Annotated in this window: 20 protein-coding genes; 16 read left to right on the top strand and 4 right to left on the bottom strand. The window is 68.1% G+C overall.

Annotation, left to right across the window (positions count from 1 at the left end; translation table 11 throughout):
- Nucleotides 1–10: 10 nt before the first annotated feature.
- Nucleotides 11–1,027 carry a glycine amidinotransferase gene (locus Voc01_RS38115; RefSeq protein WP_203932551.1) on the bottom strand — a complete coding sequence of 339 codons (1,017 nt, stop codon included), beginning with the start codon at nucleotides 1,025–1,027 and terminating at the stop codon, nucleotides 11–13.
- 93 nt (nucleotides 1,028–1,120) lie between these two features.
- Nucleotides 1,121–1,387, bottom strand: a complete 267-nt coding sequence (locus Voc01_RS38110) for an acyl carrier protein (protein WP_203932550.1) — start codon at nucleotides 1,385–1,387, stop codon at nucleotides 1,121–1,123.
- 322 nt (nucleotides 1,388–1,709) lie between these two features.
- Here Voc01_RS38110 and Voc01_RS38105 point away from each other — a divergent pair, with 322 nt between their 5' ends.
- From Voc01_RS38105 to Voc01_RS38095, 3 genes are read left to right on the top strand one after another with little or no spacing between them, the layout of a single operon-like run.
- Nucleotides 1,710–2,621, top strand: a complete 912-nt coding sequence (locus Voc01_RS38105; protein ID WP_203932549.1) for an NAD(P)-dependent oxidoreductase — start codon at nucleotides 1,710–1,712, stop codon at nucleotides 2,619–2,621.
- On the top strand, nucleotides 2,618–3,682 hold the full coding sequence (locus Voc01_RS38100; protein WP_203932548.1) for a serine hydrolase domain-containing protein: 1,065 nt from the start codon (nucleotides 2,618–2,620) through the stop codon (nucleotides 3,680–3,682). The genes Voc01_RS38105 and Voc01_RS38100 overlap by 4 nt, the downstream gene beginning before the upstream one ends.
- A 5-nt stretch (nucleotides 3,683–3,687) precedes the next feature.
- Nucleotides 3,688–3,930: a phosphopantetheine-binding protein gene (locus tag Voc01_RS38095; RefSeq protein WP_239160798.1), complete on the top strand. Its 243-nt coding sequence runs from the start codon at nucleotides 3,688–3,690 to the stop codon at nucleotides 3,928–3,930.
- Here the strand turns inward: Voc01_RS38095 and Voc01_RS38090 are convergent.
- Nucleotides 3,910–4,530: a nucleotidyltransferase domain-containing protein gene (locus tag Voc01_RS38090; RefSeq protein WP_203932546.1), complete on the bottom strand. Its 621-nt coding sequence runs from the start codon at nucleotides 4,528–4,530 to the stop codon at nucleotides 3,910–3,912. The two genes, Voc01_RS38095 and Voc01_RS38090, sit on opposite strands and share 21 nt — an antisense overlap.
- Before the next feature lie 74 nt (nucleotides 4,531–4,604).
- Nucleotides 4,605–5,276, bottom strand: coding sequence for a phytanoyl-CoA dioxygenase family protein (locus Voc01_RS38085; protein ID WP_203932545.1), 672 nt, complete (start codon nucleotides 5,274–5,276; stop codon nucleotides 4,605–4,607).
- 211 nt (nucleotides 5,277–5,487) lie between these two features.
- Between Voc01_RS38085 and Voc01_RS38080 the strand changes: the two genes are divergently transcribed.
- The 13 genes from Voc01_RS38080 to Voc01_RS38020 all read left to right on the top strand — a co-directional run bounded on the left by Voc01_RS38080 (nucleotide 5,488) and on the right by Voc01_RS38020 (nucleotide 16,862).
- Nucleotides 5,488–6,624 (top strand): YcaO-like family protein, encoded by a 1,137-nt coding sequence (locus Voc01_RS38080; protein WP_239160797.1) that lies wholly within the window; start codon nucleotides 5,488–5,490, stop codon nucleotides 6,622–6,624.
- Nucleotides 6,625–6,633: 9 nt separating this feature from the next.
- On the top strand, nucleotides 6,634–8,064 hold the full coding sequence (locus Voc01_RS38075) for a TfuA-like protein (protein ID WP_203932543.1): 1,431 nt from the start codon (nucleotides 6,634–6,636) through the stop codon (nucleotides 8,062–8,064).
- A 125-nt stretch (nucleotides 8,065–8,189) separates the two neighbouring features.
- Entirely contained in the window at nucleotides 8,190–9,431 is a 1,242-nt protein-coding gene (locus Voc01_RS38070) for a radical SAM protein (RefSeq protein ID WP_203932542.1), read from the top strand.
- Nucleotides 9,409–10,323: an aKG-HExxH-type peptide beta-hydroxylase gene (locus Voc01_RS38065; protein WP_203932541.1), complete on the top strand. Its 915-nt coding sequence runs from the start codon at nucleotides 9,409–9,411 to the stop codon at nucleotides 10,321–10,323. The genes Voc01_RS38070 and Voc01_RS38065 overlap by 23 nt, the downstream gene beginning before the upstream one ends.
- Nucleotides 10,324–10,330: 7 nt before the next feature.
- Nucleotides 10,331–11,617, top strand: coding sequence for a serine hydrolase domain-containing protein (locus Voc01_RS38060; RefSeq protein WP_203932540.1), 1,287 nt, complete (start codon nucleotides 10,331–10,333; stop codon nucleotides 11,615–11,617).
- 12 nt (nucleotides 11,618–11,629) lie between these two features.
- Nucleotides 11,630–12,394 (top strand): hypothetical protein, encoded by a 765-nt coding sequence (locus Voc01_RS38055; RefSeq protein WP_203932539.1) that lies wholly within the window; start codon nucleotides 11,630–11,632, stop codon nucleotides 12,392–12,394.
- A complete protein-coding gene (locus Voc01_RS38050; protein WP_203932538.1) occupies nucleotides 12,391–13,044 on the top strand; it encodes a dTMP kinase in 654 nt (217 codons plus the stop codon). The genes Voc01_RS38055 and Voc01_RS38050 overlap by 4 nt, the downstream gene beginning before the upstream one ends.
- Nucleotides 13,038–13,913 carry an isocitrate lyase/phosphoenolpyruvate mutase family protein gene (locus Voc01_RS38045; protein WP_239160796.1) on the top strand — a complete coding sequence of 292 codons (876 nt, stop codon included), beginning with the start codon at nucleotides 13,038–13,040 and terminating at the stop codon, nucleotides 13,911–13,913. Before Voc01_RS38050 ends, Voc01_RS38045 begins: the two co-directional genes overlap by 7 nt.
- 32 nt (nucleotides 13,914–13,945) lie before the next feature.
- Nucleotides 13,946–14,104, top strand: a complete 159-nt coding sequence (locus Voc01_RS38040; RefSeq protein ID WP_203932537.1) for a hypothetical protein — start codon at nucleotides 13,946–13,948, stop codon at nucleotides 14,102–14,104.
- 64 nt (nucleotides 14,105–14,168) lie between these two features.
- Nucleotides 14,169–14,621, top strand: coding sequence for an NUDIX domain-containing protein (locus Voc01_RS38035; protein ID WP_239160795.1), 453 nt, complete (start codon nucleotides 14,169–14,171; stop codon nucleotides 14,619–14,621).
- 20 nt (nucleotides 14,622–14,641) lie between these two features.
- Nucleotides 14,642–15,292 (top strand): TylF/MycF/NovP-related O-methyltransferase, encoded by a 651-nt coding sequence (locus tag Voc01_RS38030; RefSeq protein ID WP_203932535.1) that lies wholly within the window; start codon nucleotides 14,642–14,644, stop codon nucleotides 15,290–15,292.
- Between the two features lie 5 nt (nucleotides 15,293–15,297).
- Nucleotides 15,298–16,239 carry a nucleotidyltransferase domain-containing protein gene (locus tag Voc01_RS38025; RefSeq protein ID WP_203932534.1) on the top strand — a complete coding sequence of 314 codons (942 nt, stop codon included), beginning with the start codon at nucleotides 15,298–15,300 and terminating at the stop codon, nucleotides 16,237–16,239.
- Entirely contained in the window at nucleotides 16,230–16,862 is a 633-nt protein-coding gene (locus Voc01_RS38020) for a hypothetical protein (protein WP_203932533.1), read from the top strand. The genes Voc01_RS38025 and Voc01_RS38020 overlap by 10 nt, the downstream gene beginning before the upstream one ends.
- The last annotated feature ends 39 nt before the right edge of the window (nucleotides 16,863–16,901 follow it).

The following is a 16,901-nucleotide window of genomic DNA, read 5'->3' as shown; positions in this document are numbered from 1 at the left end:
TCCCACGGGATCACATGTAACTGGTACGGGTGCTGCGGCGGCGGATGTCGAGCGTCATGCAGTGGAAGCCACCACCGAGCGACCGGCCGTGTCGCCACCGGCACGGGACCGGCGTGAATCCCGCCCGCTCCAGGCTCCTCATCAGGGGATGCTGGATGTCCTGCACCAGTACGCGTTCCTCGTCCAGCGACAGGACGTTGATTCCGATCGACTGTGACGCGAGGAAAGGAATGCCGTCCTGCTCCGACTCGACCGGCTTGTCGAACCACTCGTACCAGATCACCTCCCACTTCTGGAGGCCCTTCGGAAGATCCTCCAGGTCGACGCCCTCCCGCACGAGCAACGTGCCGGGTCGCAGCGGAAGGATCTTGCCGTCGATGTGGTTGTCGGCGACGTTCACCTCGTGCACCGTGTAGTCCGGCCCGAGGTGGCGGGCGAGCCAGCGGGCGCCCATCCGGTGGTTCTCGGTCGACGCGTTGAACACGAGGTCCGCACCCAGTCGCATGACCTGCGCGCCGTCGAACATGATCTCGAAGAACGGATCGGCGGGGACGGGACCGTCGTACCCGTTCTCGATGAGATAGCTGTAGTCGAAATTGTGTTCGAGCAGCCTCGACTTGGGCACCGAGGTCCACCGCGCACCCTGGTTGAAGTACTCGGTGAACAGCTCGCGGTACAGGTCGCTCTCGAAATACCGGGCCCGCACGAGCGGAGGGGTTTCGATGATCTCGTCGCCGACGACGAGAAAATTGTCGCGGCTCATGAGGGCATGGCCCATCGGGGCGCTCCAGTGCGGTGTGCTCACGGTCGGCACGTTGTTGAGCGCCTGCGGCCGGCGGACGGTGACGCCCGCGCTCTCCAGAATCCCGATGAGCTCGGTGACGTCCTCGAGGCATTCGTCGCGAAGTCGATTGTCGGGCTTTCGCCGGCTGAACACGCCGCGGCTGTTCGCGTCCTTGAGATTATCGTGGAAGAACATGCGGAAAGACGAGTCGTCGTGGTAATCGAGGTGATAGGGAGTACCCACGATTACTTCTTCCAGTGGACTCCATTCGTCATGCGAGTTGACAACGTTGGGTGGCATGGATCCCCCGGATTTCGTAAGTGCGCGTCAGGGCGCTCAGTCAGTTCTCGACCAGGCCGGAGCGGCCGGAATTCGTGCCGCAAGCCGGGCCGGTGTGCGGAATTCGAGGACCTCGACGAGTTCGATGTTCCGGCCGAACTCCTTGCGGATCCGCGACTGGATCCGAACCGCCGTCAGGGAGGAGCCACCGAGTTCCGCAAAGTCGGTCTGCCCGTCCACGACGCCGCTCACGAGGACTTCCGACCAGATCTCGATGAGCCGGGCGACGAGATCAAACCGGGATTCCGGTGAATCGCCCGTCATCCTGCACCTCGATTCATGCATGTCGGCGTGCCAGGGAAATGTCGAAACCACGACGCGAATGCCCAGATGCGGCCGCCGTCGCGGCGATCGATTTACGACGATAGCGACGGCCCGCCCGGAGTGTCAACGCCGCGCATGACCGTTTGCATTGATGCGCCCGATGGCTATCCTGCTGTGGGTGGGGCCGTGGCCGACGAGCCGTTAGGAAATTACGGGGATCGATCGGGAAAGAATGCGGAAACAATCGGAAACCGATTCCGGGCCGGGGTGCCGGGTCAATCCACCGTGACCTCGCCGAGGCGACCGGAGATGGGACACGTCGTTGCACGTACTAGTCGCCCGGGGGGCAGCGGACCTGCGTGGTCTGCGTCGACGCTTCCCCGGCCTCCGTCTGAGCGAGTTCGAGAAGTGGCCCGACGTCGGTCAGGCCGTCCGGCACGAGGTCTGTGGGGTGGTCCTGCGCTCCACTCCCCGGATCACGGAGAAGGACCTGCTCGACCTGCCGGCCCTGCGCTGGGTCATCCGACCGGGCTCCGGTACCGACAACATCGACCTCACCGCGCTGCGACGTCGCGGCATCACGTTCGTGCGGCGCCCCGAGATCAGCGCCGACGCGATCGCGGAGATCGCCCTCATGTCCACGCTGGTCGTCCTCCGCCGGGCGGCGGAGGGATTTCGCGGCCTCACCGCGGGCGTACATCTCAAGGCCCGGTGCATGGGCCGGACGCTGGCCGGTAGCCGGGTCGCCATCTGGGGCGCCGGGCCTGTCGGCCGGGCGACCGGTCTGCTGTTCGACCGGTACGGCGCCGCGGTCCGCTACGCGCGCTGGCCGTCGAACCCGGGCCATCTCGCACAGGCCGACGCCGACCGGCTGCGCGCCGAGTCCGACATTCACGTGGTCGCCCTGCCGTTGCGTCCTGAGACGACGGGCATTGTCGACGCGGCATGGCTGGCGAAGGCCGCGCCGCGCCGGCCGGTGCTCACGTGTGTCGGACGCATGGAGACCCTCGATCTGGTGGGCGTGGCGGCGGCCCTGCGCGCCGGGCAGCTGTTCGGCCTGGCCATTGACCCCGTGGACGACGAACACGTCATGGCGGTCGGGGAGCTGTTGTCGGCGGCGCCGAACGTGTTCGTCACCCCGCACGTCGGCGGACAGCGCGGTGACGTGCGCACAGAACTCGACCGATGGGTCGAAGGATCGATCGCGGAGCGCCTGGAGGAGGTTCGGGTATGAGGTCGGCGGCCCTGAGCATTCTCGACCGGCACCTGGGATCGCTGTACACCGGGTACCAGTTGCACGTCACGCAGGGCGCTGCCGTGCGGATCGACGCGGCCGCGGGTATGGCCGCCCCGGACACGCCGATGACGCGTGACACGCCGTGCTACTGGTCGAGCGCGACGAAGTGCGTCGTGGCACTCGCGCTCGGACAGCTCTGGGAGGCCGGCCGGCTGTCGCTGGACGTCACGCTGGCCGATGCCCTACCGGAACTGCGTTTCAAGGATCCGATCGTGGGTCACGCGCGGCTCCGCGACGCCCTCACCTACCGGGTCCCCGTACCGACCTGGCTGGATCCGGTGGGACACGCCGATGACGAGAACCTGCTGGCGGCGATCGAGTCGTTGCAGACGGAGCCGACCACGCGGGAACGGTCCTGGTACGGCCTGTGGCCATGGGTCCTGGCCGCCCTTCTGATCGAGCGGGTCTCCGGTACCGACCTGGGCAGCCATCTCAGGGAGCACGTCCTGAAGCCACTGGGAATGACCCGTTCCTCCTACGGGGCCCCGCCTGGAGCACGCGCGGCCCCGATGGGCATGGACGAACTCCCCGACCTCCGGCGGGGGAGCACCGTGACGCACGCGGGCGGCTCGAACTCCTGCTGGGGGCCGATGGCGGACCTGGGCCGGGTGTACCGGTGCCTGCTCAACGGCGGAACCCTCGACGGCGTGCGGCTGATCGGCGAACCCACCGCGACGGCCCTGACGAGCCGGGTCAGGGTCGGATATCCCGAGTGCCACGGGGGAATCGTCGACTACGGCATCGGCTTCGAGATCGAGAGCAACTGGCATCCGGTGAACACCTCGATCTCCTTCTCGCCCGACTGCGGACGGCGGGTGTTCGGCCACAAGGGCTACAGCAGCGTCGTCGTCCTGGCCGATCCGGAGAAGGAAATGTCGATGTCCATGTTCGCCAACGCCGACCGGAAGGACGTCGACGGGCGCGCCGTGGGCGCTGTGTACCGCACCGTCGTGTCCGCGGTGTTGAGTGACCTGGCGGCGTGGGGGGAGGCGTCGTGACGACCATGGCGGGTGCGGTGGCGGCGATCTGGAGCGAGGTACTGGGCCACCCTGTGGACGCCTCCGGCGATCCCGGGTTCTTCGCGCAGGGCGGCACGTCCATCCTGGCCATCAAGATGCTGTATCTGGTGGACGAGCGGATGGGCTCGATGATCACGTACGAGTCGTTCGTGGAAGATCCGACGATCGCCGGTGTCGTCGAACGGCTGCTGCCCGCCGACGGCCGGTCACATCGGGCTGTCCCGTAGTCTGCGCCGCCACGCGTGGTCCGGTGCGGTCAGCGCCAACGCGTCGTCGAGCCAGCTCCGTTGCCGGCCATCGAGGTACGGCAGGACCGCCGAGAAGTCGGTCTCGTCACGCGGGCGTGTGTGCCGTGACTTGTAGAACAGCTGCACCTCCGGCGTGAGGTACGGGATCCCGTCCGGTGTGAGGTTCCGCAGGGACGCGACGGGACGCGTCACGCGGGCGTCGACCCGCGACACCCAGCGATCGCCGATGGACTCGTCGAGCATCACCTGGAGACGCCAGGGTTCGTCGGCCGCCGGCCGGCACCAGACGTCGTGCACACCGGACGGAAGCACCTCGTGGCGTGGCCAGGGACGAAGCGTGCCGGGCGGGTCCGCCGCGTGAATGTCCCAGCCCGGCAGGACGTCGTGAAGGCGGCCCTGGTCCCGCCGGAGGAGCATGATGTCGATGTCGGCGTGCTCGCGCACCGGGCCGCCGACGGCGAGCTCGATGGCCCAGCCGCCGGCGACGAACCAGGGAGCGCCGAGGTGGGCGAAGAGCTCGGCGGCCCGGGTGACGGTCACCGCCTGCCACGGCCCCCACGGGGTCTCGATACGCGTCATCGGACGAACACCGTGATCATTTCGCCGATCATCACGAGTCCGGTGGTCGTGGTCGGCGATCCGGCTCCCACCGGTCAGGCAAGGACGAACCCGATCACCTTGGTGACCCGGCCCGCTGTCACGGGTGTGGTGCCATGGGTCAGCTGGGAGCCGTACAGCAGGGCGTCACCGGCCTGGGCGCGTGCCTGCCACCGGGTGCGGCGCAGCGAACGGAACCATTCCGCCGACTCGTCGCAGTCCGGCCGCGTGTAGGGCACGCCGTTGTGTTCCCCGGCCCAGATGCTGGGGCTGGCGGTCGTCTCGACGAAGAACTCACCGCCCTCGTACTCGTCGGCGGGCGTGAGTGGAACTCCGATGCCCGCGAGCTTCGGGTGGTTCGGGTCGTCGTCGTTGTGTGCCAGGTCGATGTGCGGGGTGATGTACTGGCCGACGCCGTAGCTCACGAGGATCCAGTCCGACACGGTGCGGGCCGACGGCAGGAACCGGCGCAACCGCGGCACGGCGCGTTCGCTTGCCAGGGCCAGCAGCTTCGCCGCCTCGTCCGGCAGCGCGGTGGTCTCGGCGCGACCAGCGGGCTCGAAGATCGTCATTGTCTCGGTCAGGGAGTATCCGTCGATGACGTGTACGGAACTGCCCCGGTCGCGTTCGGAGTGTGCGCCACGGTCGATGTCCGCCAACACGTCACGCAGTGACGACCGGAGTGTGTCGAGCTCCTGGGCCTCGAGAAAGCCTTCGAAACTGGTCACTGTGAGGGATTCGGCTACATGCATTCTGCTCTCCCGTCCGGTGGGATCGGTCTGCCACACACGTGTCACGGAAATAGACCGGAAACTACATGTGTCGGATGTGCCATAGACGAATGTCACCCTACACTGATGTTATGGTGCTTTGGCTGCCGTGAGAAGTGACGATGTCAGGCGGGCGGCCGTCATCGGCCTCGCGGTGGGAACGTCAAGGATGGAGCGGACCGTGCTCGATGGCGTCCCGGTTTACGACAGACACCGGTGCCGCACACCGGCGGAGACCTTCAGGCAGATCGAGCCGATCCTGAAGCGTGTCGGCGTCACCCGCATCGCCGATGTCACGTGGCTCGACGACGTCGGTATACCGGTGTGTCAGGCCATTCGCCCCAACGCGAGGACACTGTCGGTTTCCCAGGGAAAGGGAATGACGACATTGCACTCGGTCGTGTCGGCGTGCATGGAGGCACTCGAGGTATGGCACTCCGAGGAGCTCGGTCCCGCGGAGACGGTGGCGCCCGTCCGTGAGATGGAGGACCGGATGAGCTGTCCTCTCTCGGCGCTGCGGCTCGCTGACCGGCACCTCCTCCACCCGGGTACCACGCTCGAGTGGAGCCCCGCAAGTGTGTTGGGCACCACGGAGGAGACGATGGTTCCGACGGCCCTGCTGCGGATGGACAGCACCGTCCGTCCGATGTGGTCGGTGCCGCTGTTCGAGGTCACCAGCAACGGGCTCGCGAGCGGTAACACGTACGGGGAGGCGGTACTGCACGGCCTGTACGAGGTGGTGGAGCGCGACGCGATGGCCCGCGCCGGGGGTGGCGGGGTCCGGGTCAGGTCCGGAAGTATCGACGGACCGGCGACGGAACTTCTCGACCGGTTCCGGCGGGCGGGCGTCGGTGTCGAGGTCGATCTCGCGACGTCACCCACCGGTGTGGTGTGCTTCGTGGCGCGTGTGTTCAGTGAGGACTTTCCGGTCGAGTTCTGCGGAAGCGCCGCGCACGGGGATCCCGATCTGGCACTGTGCCGGGCGCTGACGGAGGCGGCACAGTCGAGGGTCGCGGCGATCGCGGGAACGCGGGAGGACATCGGCCAGACCGTGCATCGACGAACGCGCGCGCCGTCCCGGCGCGACGCGCCTGCCGCGTCGGTGGAGCTCACCGAGGTGCGGAACGGCGTGCCGGCGGAGTTCGGCGCGGCCGCCACGACCGAGGCGGCGGTCGGGCTTCTCGTCGACCGGGTGACGGCGTCGACGGGGCTCCGGCCGCTGGCCGTCGACCTGACCAGACCTGACATCGGCATTCCTGTGGTGCGGATCCTCGCACCCCGCCTTACCTGTCCGGACGGCTACTGAGGACGCCTCGTGAACCGATACCTGTTCGTCGGACCCTCGCTTCCGGACATCCGTTCCTGCGACGACATCACCGTCCGTCCGCCCGTGGCCGCGGGTGACCTGATCGAGCTCGACGTGGAGGTGGGCGACGCCGTCGGCATCATCGACGGCTACTTCCACCAGGCACAGGCCGTTCCGCACAAGGAGATCCTCGATCTGATGGCCCGGGGCGCGACGGTGTTCGGCGCCGCCAGCATCGGTGCGCTGCGTGCGGCCGAGCTCGCCGACCACGGGATGGTGGGCGTCGGCGGCATCTTCGAGGACTACCGCGACCGGGTCCTCTGGGCCGACGACGAGGTCGCGCTGATGCACGGCACGGCCGAGGACGGATACCGGCCACTGTCCGAGCCGCTGGTCAACACCCGCGCGAAACTCGTGGAGGCGTCCCGGCAGGGGCTCTGCGATCCGGAGACCGCCGACCGCATCGTGGGGGAGCTCGGCGCCATGCCGTATCGCGACCGGTCCTGGCGGCAGGTCGTCACCGTCGCCGTGGCGTCGGGCGTCGACGATGCGGCAGCCTGGCGCCTGGGGCGCTTCCTTGCGACGTCGACGATCGATCGCAAGCGTGACGATGCGCGGAGCCTGGTGGGCGTGCTGCGTCGGGCGGGTCCGGGCCTGCGCTCCGCGGCCCCCACCCGCACCCTTTATCTGTACGGGTGGCAGTTGGCGGCCAACCACAGCGAGGAACTGGCGGCACTGCGCATGTGTCAGGTGCTGGCCACCGACTTCCCGTCGGTGTACGGCCACGCGGTGCTCCGGTGGCTCGCGGAGGACTGCCGTACCCGCTGCCGGTCCGGTGGGACCGTACCCGGGAACGGGTCCGGACTCCCGGAGGCGGCGGTGCGCCACGGTGCGCACGTCGGTTGGTACGGGCCGGACGAGCTGCCGGGCCCGCTCGGCACGTGGGTCACCGAGCACGAGCTGGCCGGCGCCGATCGGGTGGAGATCGTTGCTCGCGTGCTGGTGCGCAGTTTCCGTGTCGAGCCGGGAATCACCGCCGACGAGCTGATGCTCGCGGCGTTCCGGAAACTTCCCGGATACGCACAGGCGCTGGGTCTGGCCGACCGGGTCTCCGCCATCAACGAGCTCGGTCGTCGGCACCGGCCGGACTTCGATCCGGACGAGATGGCGGAGGATCAGGTGCTGCGGTGGCTGGCCGAGCGTTGGGAGGTGGCACCCGCAGCATTGGACATCGCCGCGAACGATCGGGGCTTTCCGTCGGCACAGGCGGCGGCCGTCACGGCCCGCACGGTATTTCTCGCGGCATCGTGCGACTCTTTCCTCGCCGATTTCCGGATCGGAACCGAGAATGCACACCAATCATCGACAGGAAGATCCCCGGAAATTGCAATGCCGCCGGAAGGTGTTTCCGCAGACGCGGAGCTTTCGCGCGGAATTTGACGGTTGCATCGCCAGACATCCCTTGATTCCATCGACGTGAATAGCTAACGTAGTCGGCATCCGGCGCTGTTGTGGACGAGCGGGGAATTTGCTCCCCGCGGGCGCAGCGCACAATCAGTGGCAGCATGGCGAAGGAGTCGCAGATGCAATTGCGTTTGCCTTCAGCTGAAGATTCGTTGACAGCGATTCTCAAGCTCGCCGGTGAAGCCTGCAACATCAACTGTTACTACTGCTACGAGAAACGCAAGCCGTATCCGGACGAGCGATGGCTCAGTCCGGAGGTTCTGGACTCGTTTCTCCGTGCGGGCCGGGGTCGGCCGATGCGGGTGGTGCTGCACGGCGGCGAGCCGCTTCTCATCGGGGTGAAGCGGATGCGGGCGCTCCTCGAGGTTCTCGGCGCATATCCGGGGCCGCTCGAGGTGACGATGCAGACCAACGGCATGCTGCTGAATGACAGCTGGCTGGATCTGTTCGACGAACTGTGTCCCGGTATCGACATCGGCGTGTCGGTCGACGGTCCCCGGTCGGCCAACTCCTACCGGGTCGACTACCGCGACATGCCGACGTTCGACAAGGTGCTGCGCGGTATCGAACTGCTGAGAGCGCGCGGCCGTTCCATCGCGTTGTGCGTCACGGTGACCAACCTGGTTCTGCAGCGGGCGGCCGAGACGATGGCGATGGTGGCCGGGTTCCCCCACGTCCGTGCGGTACGGCTGAGCCCGTGCCTGGACTACAACGTGACGACCTTGAAATTTCCGAAGGGAAACGCCAAGTCTCTTCAGCTCCTGAACGGCTCCGGGCAGGGCGCCGCGGGCTGGGCGACCACTCCCATGGAATACGCGGAGTTCGTCGCGGGCTGCTTCGACAGCTGGCGTGAGGGCCACTTTCGGCAATTCATTCTCGAGCCGATCTTCTCCATCATGCTCCATTTCGTCGAGGCCGACGTCGCGCTCACCGACTGGTCCGAAAAAAAGGAGCCCTTCATCGTTTCGCTCTACCCTGACGGAACGATCGGAGCGTCCGAGGAGATTTCGACACCCGATGCCCGGATAGGGTCGACGGACACGGTCACCGATCTGAACGACGTGATCATGTTCCAGCGCAACCCGGAGTTGCGTCAGGGTATGAGTTCCCTGCTCGAGGTGTGTTCATCGTGCACACACGTAGGGGTGTGCTGCGGCGGATCGCTGGCCGATCGGCTGCGACTGGTCAATACGGGATGGGAGGGTGAGTACTGTGCCTCCCGTCGGTGGCTGATCGACTATGTGGGAGAACACTGTGGACGTTTCGGAGCCGACCTCGACGCCATACGAGAGTCTGTGGCGCACGGTGGACCAGCACCGCGTGGCGAAGGTCGCGCGCATTGACGAGATGCTGGCGCTGATCCCGGACGCCGGCGACGCCGGGTGGGCCGGTACGGCGGCGTCCGACCTCCCGCTCCGGTACGGCCTGGCACACCACGTCCTGGAATCGGTGCAGCGGGCGGCGGAGACCGGAGACGTCCCGGGGATGCGGCGGGCGCTGCGGTTGCGTTCGAGCCAGGACAGCCTCCGGCCGATCGGGACGGCCGCCGGGCCGGTCCTGGTCGCCCATCCGGACGAGGCTTCGCTGATCGACGACCAGCAACTGTCGCGCACGCCGGTTGCCGTCGTCGACCCCGACGTCTGTGCGACCGCCGACGAACGGGACCGGCGCCTGATCCAGGCCGCCCTGGCCATGGCGGTCGAGGCGGACTTTGGCCCGACCGTGTCGCGCAACTGCCGCGTGGTCGTCCTCCTCCAGCGCCGGACGATGCACGACACCGACGTCCGTAGCTGGACCACGAGCGCGCTGCCCACCACCGTGCATCTCGACTACTTCGACGAGCACTACTTCGTCGCCCGCGACCTCATCCACGAGGCGGCCCACACCGCGATGAACGACCTCCTGGCGGCCCACGACGTGTCGTTCCCGGACGACGCGTCGTACTACGCGCCGTGGCGTCAGATGAAGCGTCCCGCCTTCGGGTTCCTGCACGGGGTCTGGGCCTTCTCGCACGTCGCGCTGTTCTGCGCACGGCTGGCCGAGGCGGAGGTGCCGCGGGAGGTTGCCGCCATGGCGAGGGCCATGTATCTCAAGCACGCCGAGGAGCTGTCGGCCGCCCGCGACGACGCCGACCGGGCGCTGCAACTCATCACCGAGCCCGCCCTCGCCGACGCCGTCCGGTGGTACCGGGACCAGGTTCTCGACCTCCAGTCCTCCATGGCCGGGTCGGCGTGATCGAGCCATGACCAACGGGGGAGTCGCCCTGCTCGTCCAAGGCCCGGCCGGCGACGTCGCCGAGTACTCGGAGGGCATGGCGGTGGTCGAGCACGCGGTGCCGTTCACCTCGCACACGGTGGTGAAGGCGGCGTCGGTGGCGAAGCAGTTCACGGCTCGGCTGGCGCTTCTGGCGGCCGACGACGGCCGCCTGGACCTCGACGACGAACTGGCGACGTGGGTACCGGACGTCCCGTCCGCCGCCCACGTCCGGCTCATCGAGTTGATGCACCACACGAGCGGTATCCGCGACGCCGAGACCATGCTCGCGCTGATGGGTCTCCGCGAGTACGACTACCTGACCCGCACCGACGTCGTCGCGCTGCTGTCGCGGCAGGAGACGTGCATGTTCGCGCCGGGTACCCGGTTCTCCTACAGCAACAGCAACTACATCCTGCTGGGAATGGTGGTCGAGCGCGCCTTCGACGAGACCCTCGCCGAGGTCGCCGACCGGCTGCTGTTCTCCCCGGCGGGCCTGTCGGACACCGGTGTCCTCAGCAGACCGGATCAGGTCGTGGCCCGCCTCGCCCACTCCTACGCCGAGGTCGACGGTATGCCGATGCGCGCCGACCGTCCGACGACGATACCCGGCGGGAGCGCGCTGTTCACCAGCGTCTCGGACCTGGCGAGCTGGCATCGCGGCGAAACGCGGCGTGAGCCCGCGAACCCCGCGCTGCGCCGACTTCTGCACGAACCGGGACGCCTGGCCGATGGTTCGTCGACGGGGTACGGCGCCGGCTTGTTCGTCGAACGGGACGGTGGCGGCACCGGCTGGTTCAACCACGCGGGACACGAGCAGGGCTACTCGGCCCAGGCCGTGTGGTCCGACGCGGGTCACCTGATCGTGTGTACGACCAACCGCAGCGACACCGACGCGGCTCACGTGGCGGGGGCGGCCGAGCTGGCGCTCCGGTCGGGAGGCACACCGCACGAGGCGCTGGCGCGTGGCCTCCGCGCGGTGGGGTCGGCCGACGACGACGTCGACCCGGTCGATGCCGCGCCGAAGACCGTGACGGAAGCGTCCGGCTGGCTGGGGGAGTACCGCTGCCGGCACCTGCCGCTACCCTTGCGGCTCGATCTCGACGACGGCGCGCTCGCGCTGCGACGGGGGTCGGCGACGGACCTGCTCACCGTCGACGGGAACGACTTCGCCGGCCCCGGCTACCGGTTGACCCTCGGGACCGGCCGCAGCTTCACCATCAGCCTGCCGCGGGCGGGCGACCTCGAGTTCGTCCGCGTCGGTGCAGAGGTGTGAGAGGACCGAAAGATGTTTGCTGACCGCCTTCCGGGCGTGGTGACGATAGAAGCGACACGAGATCCGAGCATCGAGGCGAGCTGGCAGATTCTCGCCGACGGCCTCCAGGGGCAACGGCTGCTGCTGCACCTCGACGAGTTCACCCGGTGCCTCGAGGCCGACGGGATCCTTCCGCTCGTCACGCCTGACGTCAGGCCCACCGACATCGTCGGCGCCCTGCCACCGATGGAGCCGGACGAGGCGGCCGGATCTCTGATCGTCGACGCCGGCCTGGATGTCATCGTGTCGCTCGCCCACCGGTTCGACCCGGGCACCGGGCAGGGACGGCTCGTACGGTCAGTGGCCGGGCTCGCCGACGAGTGGTGTGACGCCGGCCGTGAACCGGTCCTGCACCGCGCCCTGGTCGAGGTGACCGCGGCAGCCGCCTGGTGGACGGCGTTCTTCACGGTCATCCGCCACCGCGGGGTGCACCACTCGACGCTGCGGCCGGTCTCGACCGAGGTGAGCGCGGAGACGCTGGAGTCGGCCGCGCGGACGGCCGCGACCGGGGCGGCGCTGCGGCTCGTCGGTGAGGCGGCGCGAGGTGACGGACGTGACGGGACACGGCTGGCCTACTGCCGGCTGACGACGGCCATGATCGCCGAGGAGGCGAGCGTCGGCGGTCTGCTGGAGATCCTGGCCGAACTGCGCCTCGTCGATCTGGTCGGTCTGCTGGTCCCCTGGCGCGGCAGGTTCACCAAGTACAGGTCCGGTACGGGAGCGGGACAGGCCGAATGAGCATCAGGAGATATCCGTTCGTCGTCGTCGAGGGCCTCGACGGTGCGGGCAAGACGACCGTCCGCAAAGGACTGTTCCGGATCTGGTCGGATCTGTTCGGGGTAACCCCATTGTGTGTCCTCACCACGAACTTCGTGGCGGTGGAGCACATTCAGACCCTGGTCGACGGCAAGTACCGTCCGACGCCCGACAACCGCGAGGAGTATCTGGCGGCCCTCGGTGCCGACAAGGCCGCCACGCTCCACCGCCTGGTCGCGCCCTCGGTCGCGGTCCGGCCCGTCATCGCCGACCGCTGGCTCCTGAGCGAGATCGCCTTCTTCGCGGTCAAACACGGGGCGGACGCGGTCGAGGTCCATGACCGGCTCGGAAAGATGATCGGCAGCGCGCCCGACGTGACGCTGGTGCTCTCGGTGTCGCCGCAGGACTCGGTGGAACGCGTCGGCCGCCGGTCCGGCGACTCCGCTCGCGTCGACTGGGACGTCCTCGAGATCCAGGACCGGGTCCGGAGCGTGTACGACGCGGTGATCGCCAAACCCGACGACTTTCCGTACTGCGGAGACGTCGTCGCCATCGACGCGGCCCGGAAACCGGCTGAGGTTCTGCACGACGCCTGGCGCGCACTGGCCGAGCGGGGGGTCATGCCGTGCTGACGTTCACGGGGTCGGAGACGCCCGCGACGCGACTGCGGACGGCGTTGAACGCGCCGACCGGATCCCCGCCGGTGCGTGCCGTCGGAACCAGCAGTGTCCTGGCGGCAAGCGTCGCGATGGAGGCCGGCTTCGACGCACTCTGGGTCAGCGGACTGGAGGTGTCCGCCTCCCGCGGCCTGCCTGACGCCAATGTCCTCGGATCCCGGGATCTCGCGGACGTGGTCCTCGCCCTCACCGGCTTCTGCGACCTTCCGGTCGTCGTCGATGTGGACAACGCCGGGGGATCGACCCTGACCGCCCGCCGCTACGCCAACGAACTGGCGCGCGCCGGCGCCGCCGCCCTGTGCCTCGAGGACAGCGCCTATCCGAAGTGCAACAGCTTCAGCGGGCACCGCGAGCAGCGCATCGCCGATCTGGAACTGGTCTGCGCCCAGTTGATGGAGATGCGGTCCGTGGTGGGTCCGGAAACGATGATCATCGGCCGGACGGAGAGCCTCATCGTGCAGCTCGACCTGTCCGTCGCCCTGGACCGCGCCGCACGGATGGTGGACGCCGGGGCTGACGCGGTCCTGATCCACTCGAAGGATCCGGCCGGACGGGAGGCGTTGCAGGTGGCCGCGCGATGGGATCACCGGGTGCCTCTGGTGACGGTACCGACGGCCTTCCCGCACATGTCGTGGCACATGCTCGGCGACGCGGGATACCGACTGTGCATCTACGCCAACCAGTTGAGCCGGGCGGCGATCTCGGGCATGCGCCGGGTCGCCGAGCGATTCGTCGAGACTGGTGTGTTCGACGACGGGGAGCGGCTTGCAAGCGTGCAGGACGTTCTCCGTTGTGGGGAACCGGAAGCTACGGCTTCACTCTGATATCCCGACGAGTTGGGGAGAGGAGGATTGGCATGCAGGACAACGTGGATTTCGGCACGTTCCTGGCGGCGTTGCGTGAGTTCCGCCGTGACGAGGGCGCAGTGCGTCCCACGGCTCACACGTCCAGTGTGAGCACGCGGGATTGGCGCCGCGTCGAGGAGGCGCTCGCCGCCAAGACCGACCGACGCTGAGATCATGCCAGCGGGTGGGCGGACGCGCTCACTCGCTGGCCATGCCGATCGCGGGGAGTTCCCTTTGCTACCAGAGATCAGCGTATCGGTCAAAGTCGCCGTCGTGCGCAACGGTTGCGTACTGCTGCTGTCATACGATGACGGTGAGTTCCACTACAACCTTCCTGGCGGAAAGGCCCGCAAAGGCGAGTTCCTGCGCGCTGCCGCCAGGCGGAAGGTCCTCGAGGAGACCGGTCTTCCGGTCGACGTGAGGCGACTGCTGTTCGTCGTCGAATACGTCCCCGAGGGTTGGGGTGGCAAGTACGGCGACGTGCAGAAGGTGCAGTTCAACTTCATGGCGACGACACCGGCGACGGGCGAGCCACGGTTCAGCGACCCGGTGGATCCGATGCAGATCGGTTTCGAGTGGGTGCCGATCGTCGACCTGCCGGCGAAGTATCTTCTGCCGCAGGTCACCGACAGGTTGGTGTACTCGCTCTCGGCGGACGGCCACGACGTGCTCGCCGACGACTGGTGAGCGCAGAACTCGGAGCGAAGATGAGCGTTCGACTCGACGACCTGGAAGCGTGGTTGCTGGACGAACACGCCGGAACGGTCGATCCCGACCGGTTGACCGTGGTGAGGTCGGAGCTGACGCGGATGGTCGGTGAGAGCGTCGCGGGCGTGGTCGTCGAACTCGGCTGCTTCCGAGGGGCGATGAGCGTGTGGATGCGAGCGGTGCTCGACGACGCCGGCGACACCGATCGCGAGATCTGGGTCTTCGACTCGTTCCGCGGTCTGCCCGAGCCGGGCGAGCACGACTCCGACCACCTCGGTGCGGGGGAGATCGCGACCACCGTCCCCGATTTCCTGGCCACGCACGACAAGTGGCAGCTCCGGTACCCGGTCATCCACGAAGGCTGGTTCGAGGAGACGCTTCCGCGGGCACTGACCCAACCGATCGCCTTCGCCTACCTGGACGGTGACTTCTACGACTCGATCCTGGTCAGCCTCGAGCACACGGTGCCGTTGCTGTCCAGGAAGGGAGCGCTCATCATCGACGACTATGCGGATGTCGAGCGGAATCCGCGGGCGTGGAACGGCCTGCCCGGTGTGAAGCGGGCGTCCGACCACTACTTCGGACTACCGTCGCCGGTGGAGGTCGTCGCCGGCACAGGAGACCTGGCGTTCGGGCGCTACCGGAGATAGGCGTGATGAGCGCGACACCGACGGAAGCGGCGACGAAGCGCCTCGCGATCGCCGCGACGGTGGGCGACGAACTTCGCGGCGGAGCCGGCGTCGCGGACGTCTGGGTCGAGGGTGCGCTCGCGTGCGGGTTTGCCCATCAGCGCAGCGACATCGACATCCGGCTGGTGGTGGCCGACCGCGGCCGGTTCGGCCGGCACAGCCGCTTCAGCCGGATCGTCGACGGGACACGGGTCGACGTGGTGACGTACGACCACGCCGACCTGGCCGCTATCCGGTCGCTGCTGGGCTCGTTCGACGTGGGGCTCTCGCATCTGGACACGTTCGGGGCTGTGCGCGCGAACATCGAGGGGCTGACCCGGTACATGACCGCAGTGCGGATCCCCGGACCCGCCGTAGCGGTGTCGTCGGCCGCGGAACGCGCCGTCTACCGCCAATGGGCCGTGGCGCATCAGGCGGAATGGATAGGCAGTCTGGCGGAGGATCTGGTGGGCTGCGCGGAGGCGTCGATGCTCGACTCCGCGGCCGTCGTGTGGCGGCAGATCGTCGTTCACGCGGCGCTCGCGGAGATCGCCGCGGCCGGCATGCCGTTGCTCGGTGAGAAGTGGCTGCCGATCCTTCAGGCGAGACTGGGGCACCGGCCGGTGTCGACCCGGTTTCGCGACATCGACCACGGTGGGTTCGCGACGTGCCACCTCGAGGCTCTCTTCCGTCAACTTCAAGTGGTGATGGCCGAGATTCTCCTTTCCGTGTGGCCGGTGAACGCCACGCCCAGTCCGTGTCCGGCCCGAGTCAGGGGGCCGGGATGGACACCGCACCGCTATTCGTCGACGTGGCTCCTGCGCCGCGGCGACGAGCACGTTCCCATCACTGGAGGGCAGATGATCGACTGGGCGAGGTCTCTCGGTGCCGGCGAGGTATCGGCGAGCGAGGGTGCGGAATGCGGCTGACCGATAGCCGGAACCCACCGTACCGGCCGCCGATGGCGCCGTACCGCAACGACATGGACGACGTCATGGAGTTCGTGGCCCGCTGGCGCTCGCCGCACTCGGGCCGTCCGTCCGGGTACTACCGGTTGGCCAGGTCGAGATTCGGAAATGTCAATGCGACCGGGGAGCCGGCCGCCTACAGTGCGCCGGACCTGACCCCCCACGACGCGCAGTGGCTGCAGTGCATCGAGGAGGGTGTTCGGCCCTTGGTCCGCGCGGCGGTCGGGCGTGGTTGGGTCACCTACAACAGCTGTGCGGGTCACGTGTACGCGGAGCTGCCGCTTCGGCCGGCGTGCCGTGAGATCGGCGTGCTGCCCGTCGACGACGACGTGGCCGACGACGTGAGAGAGACACTGGTCCGGCTGGCCCGAACCGTCGAGGACGGGCAGCGGCTTCCGGCGGCGGTCGACCTGCAGGTCTGGCGCAACGGGTTGCGGTGTCTGGCGTCCGGACGGACGTTCGACGTCTACGACGTGGTGCTTGCGCCGGCCGCCGGTCGGTCGGTCGACGACTACTTCCAGGCCGTCGGTGACGCCACCGCGACGATCGCCTCGATGCTGGCGACGACGCATCGACCGACGTGATACGCATGTATCGTGAGTGCAGCACTCGCAGAGCCGGGA

It is taken from the genome of Virgisporangium ochraceum (assembly GCF_016863655.1).
In the GTDB taxonomy this organism is placed as follows: Bacteria; Actinomycetota; Actinomycetes; order Mycobacteriales; family Micromonosporaceae; genus Virgisporangium; species Virgisporangium ochraceum.
Note: the sequence above shows the minus strand (reverse complement) of the source record. Positions and strands in the feature narration are given on the sequence as shown.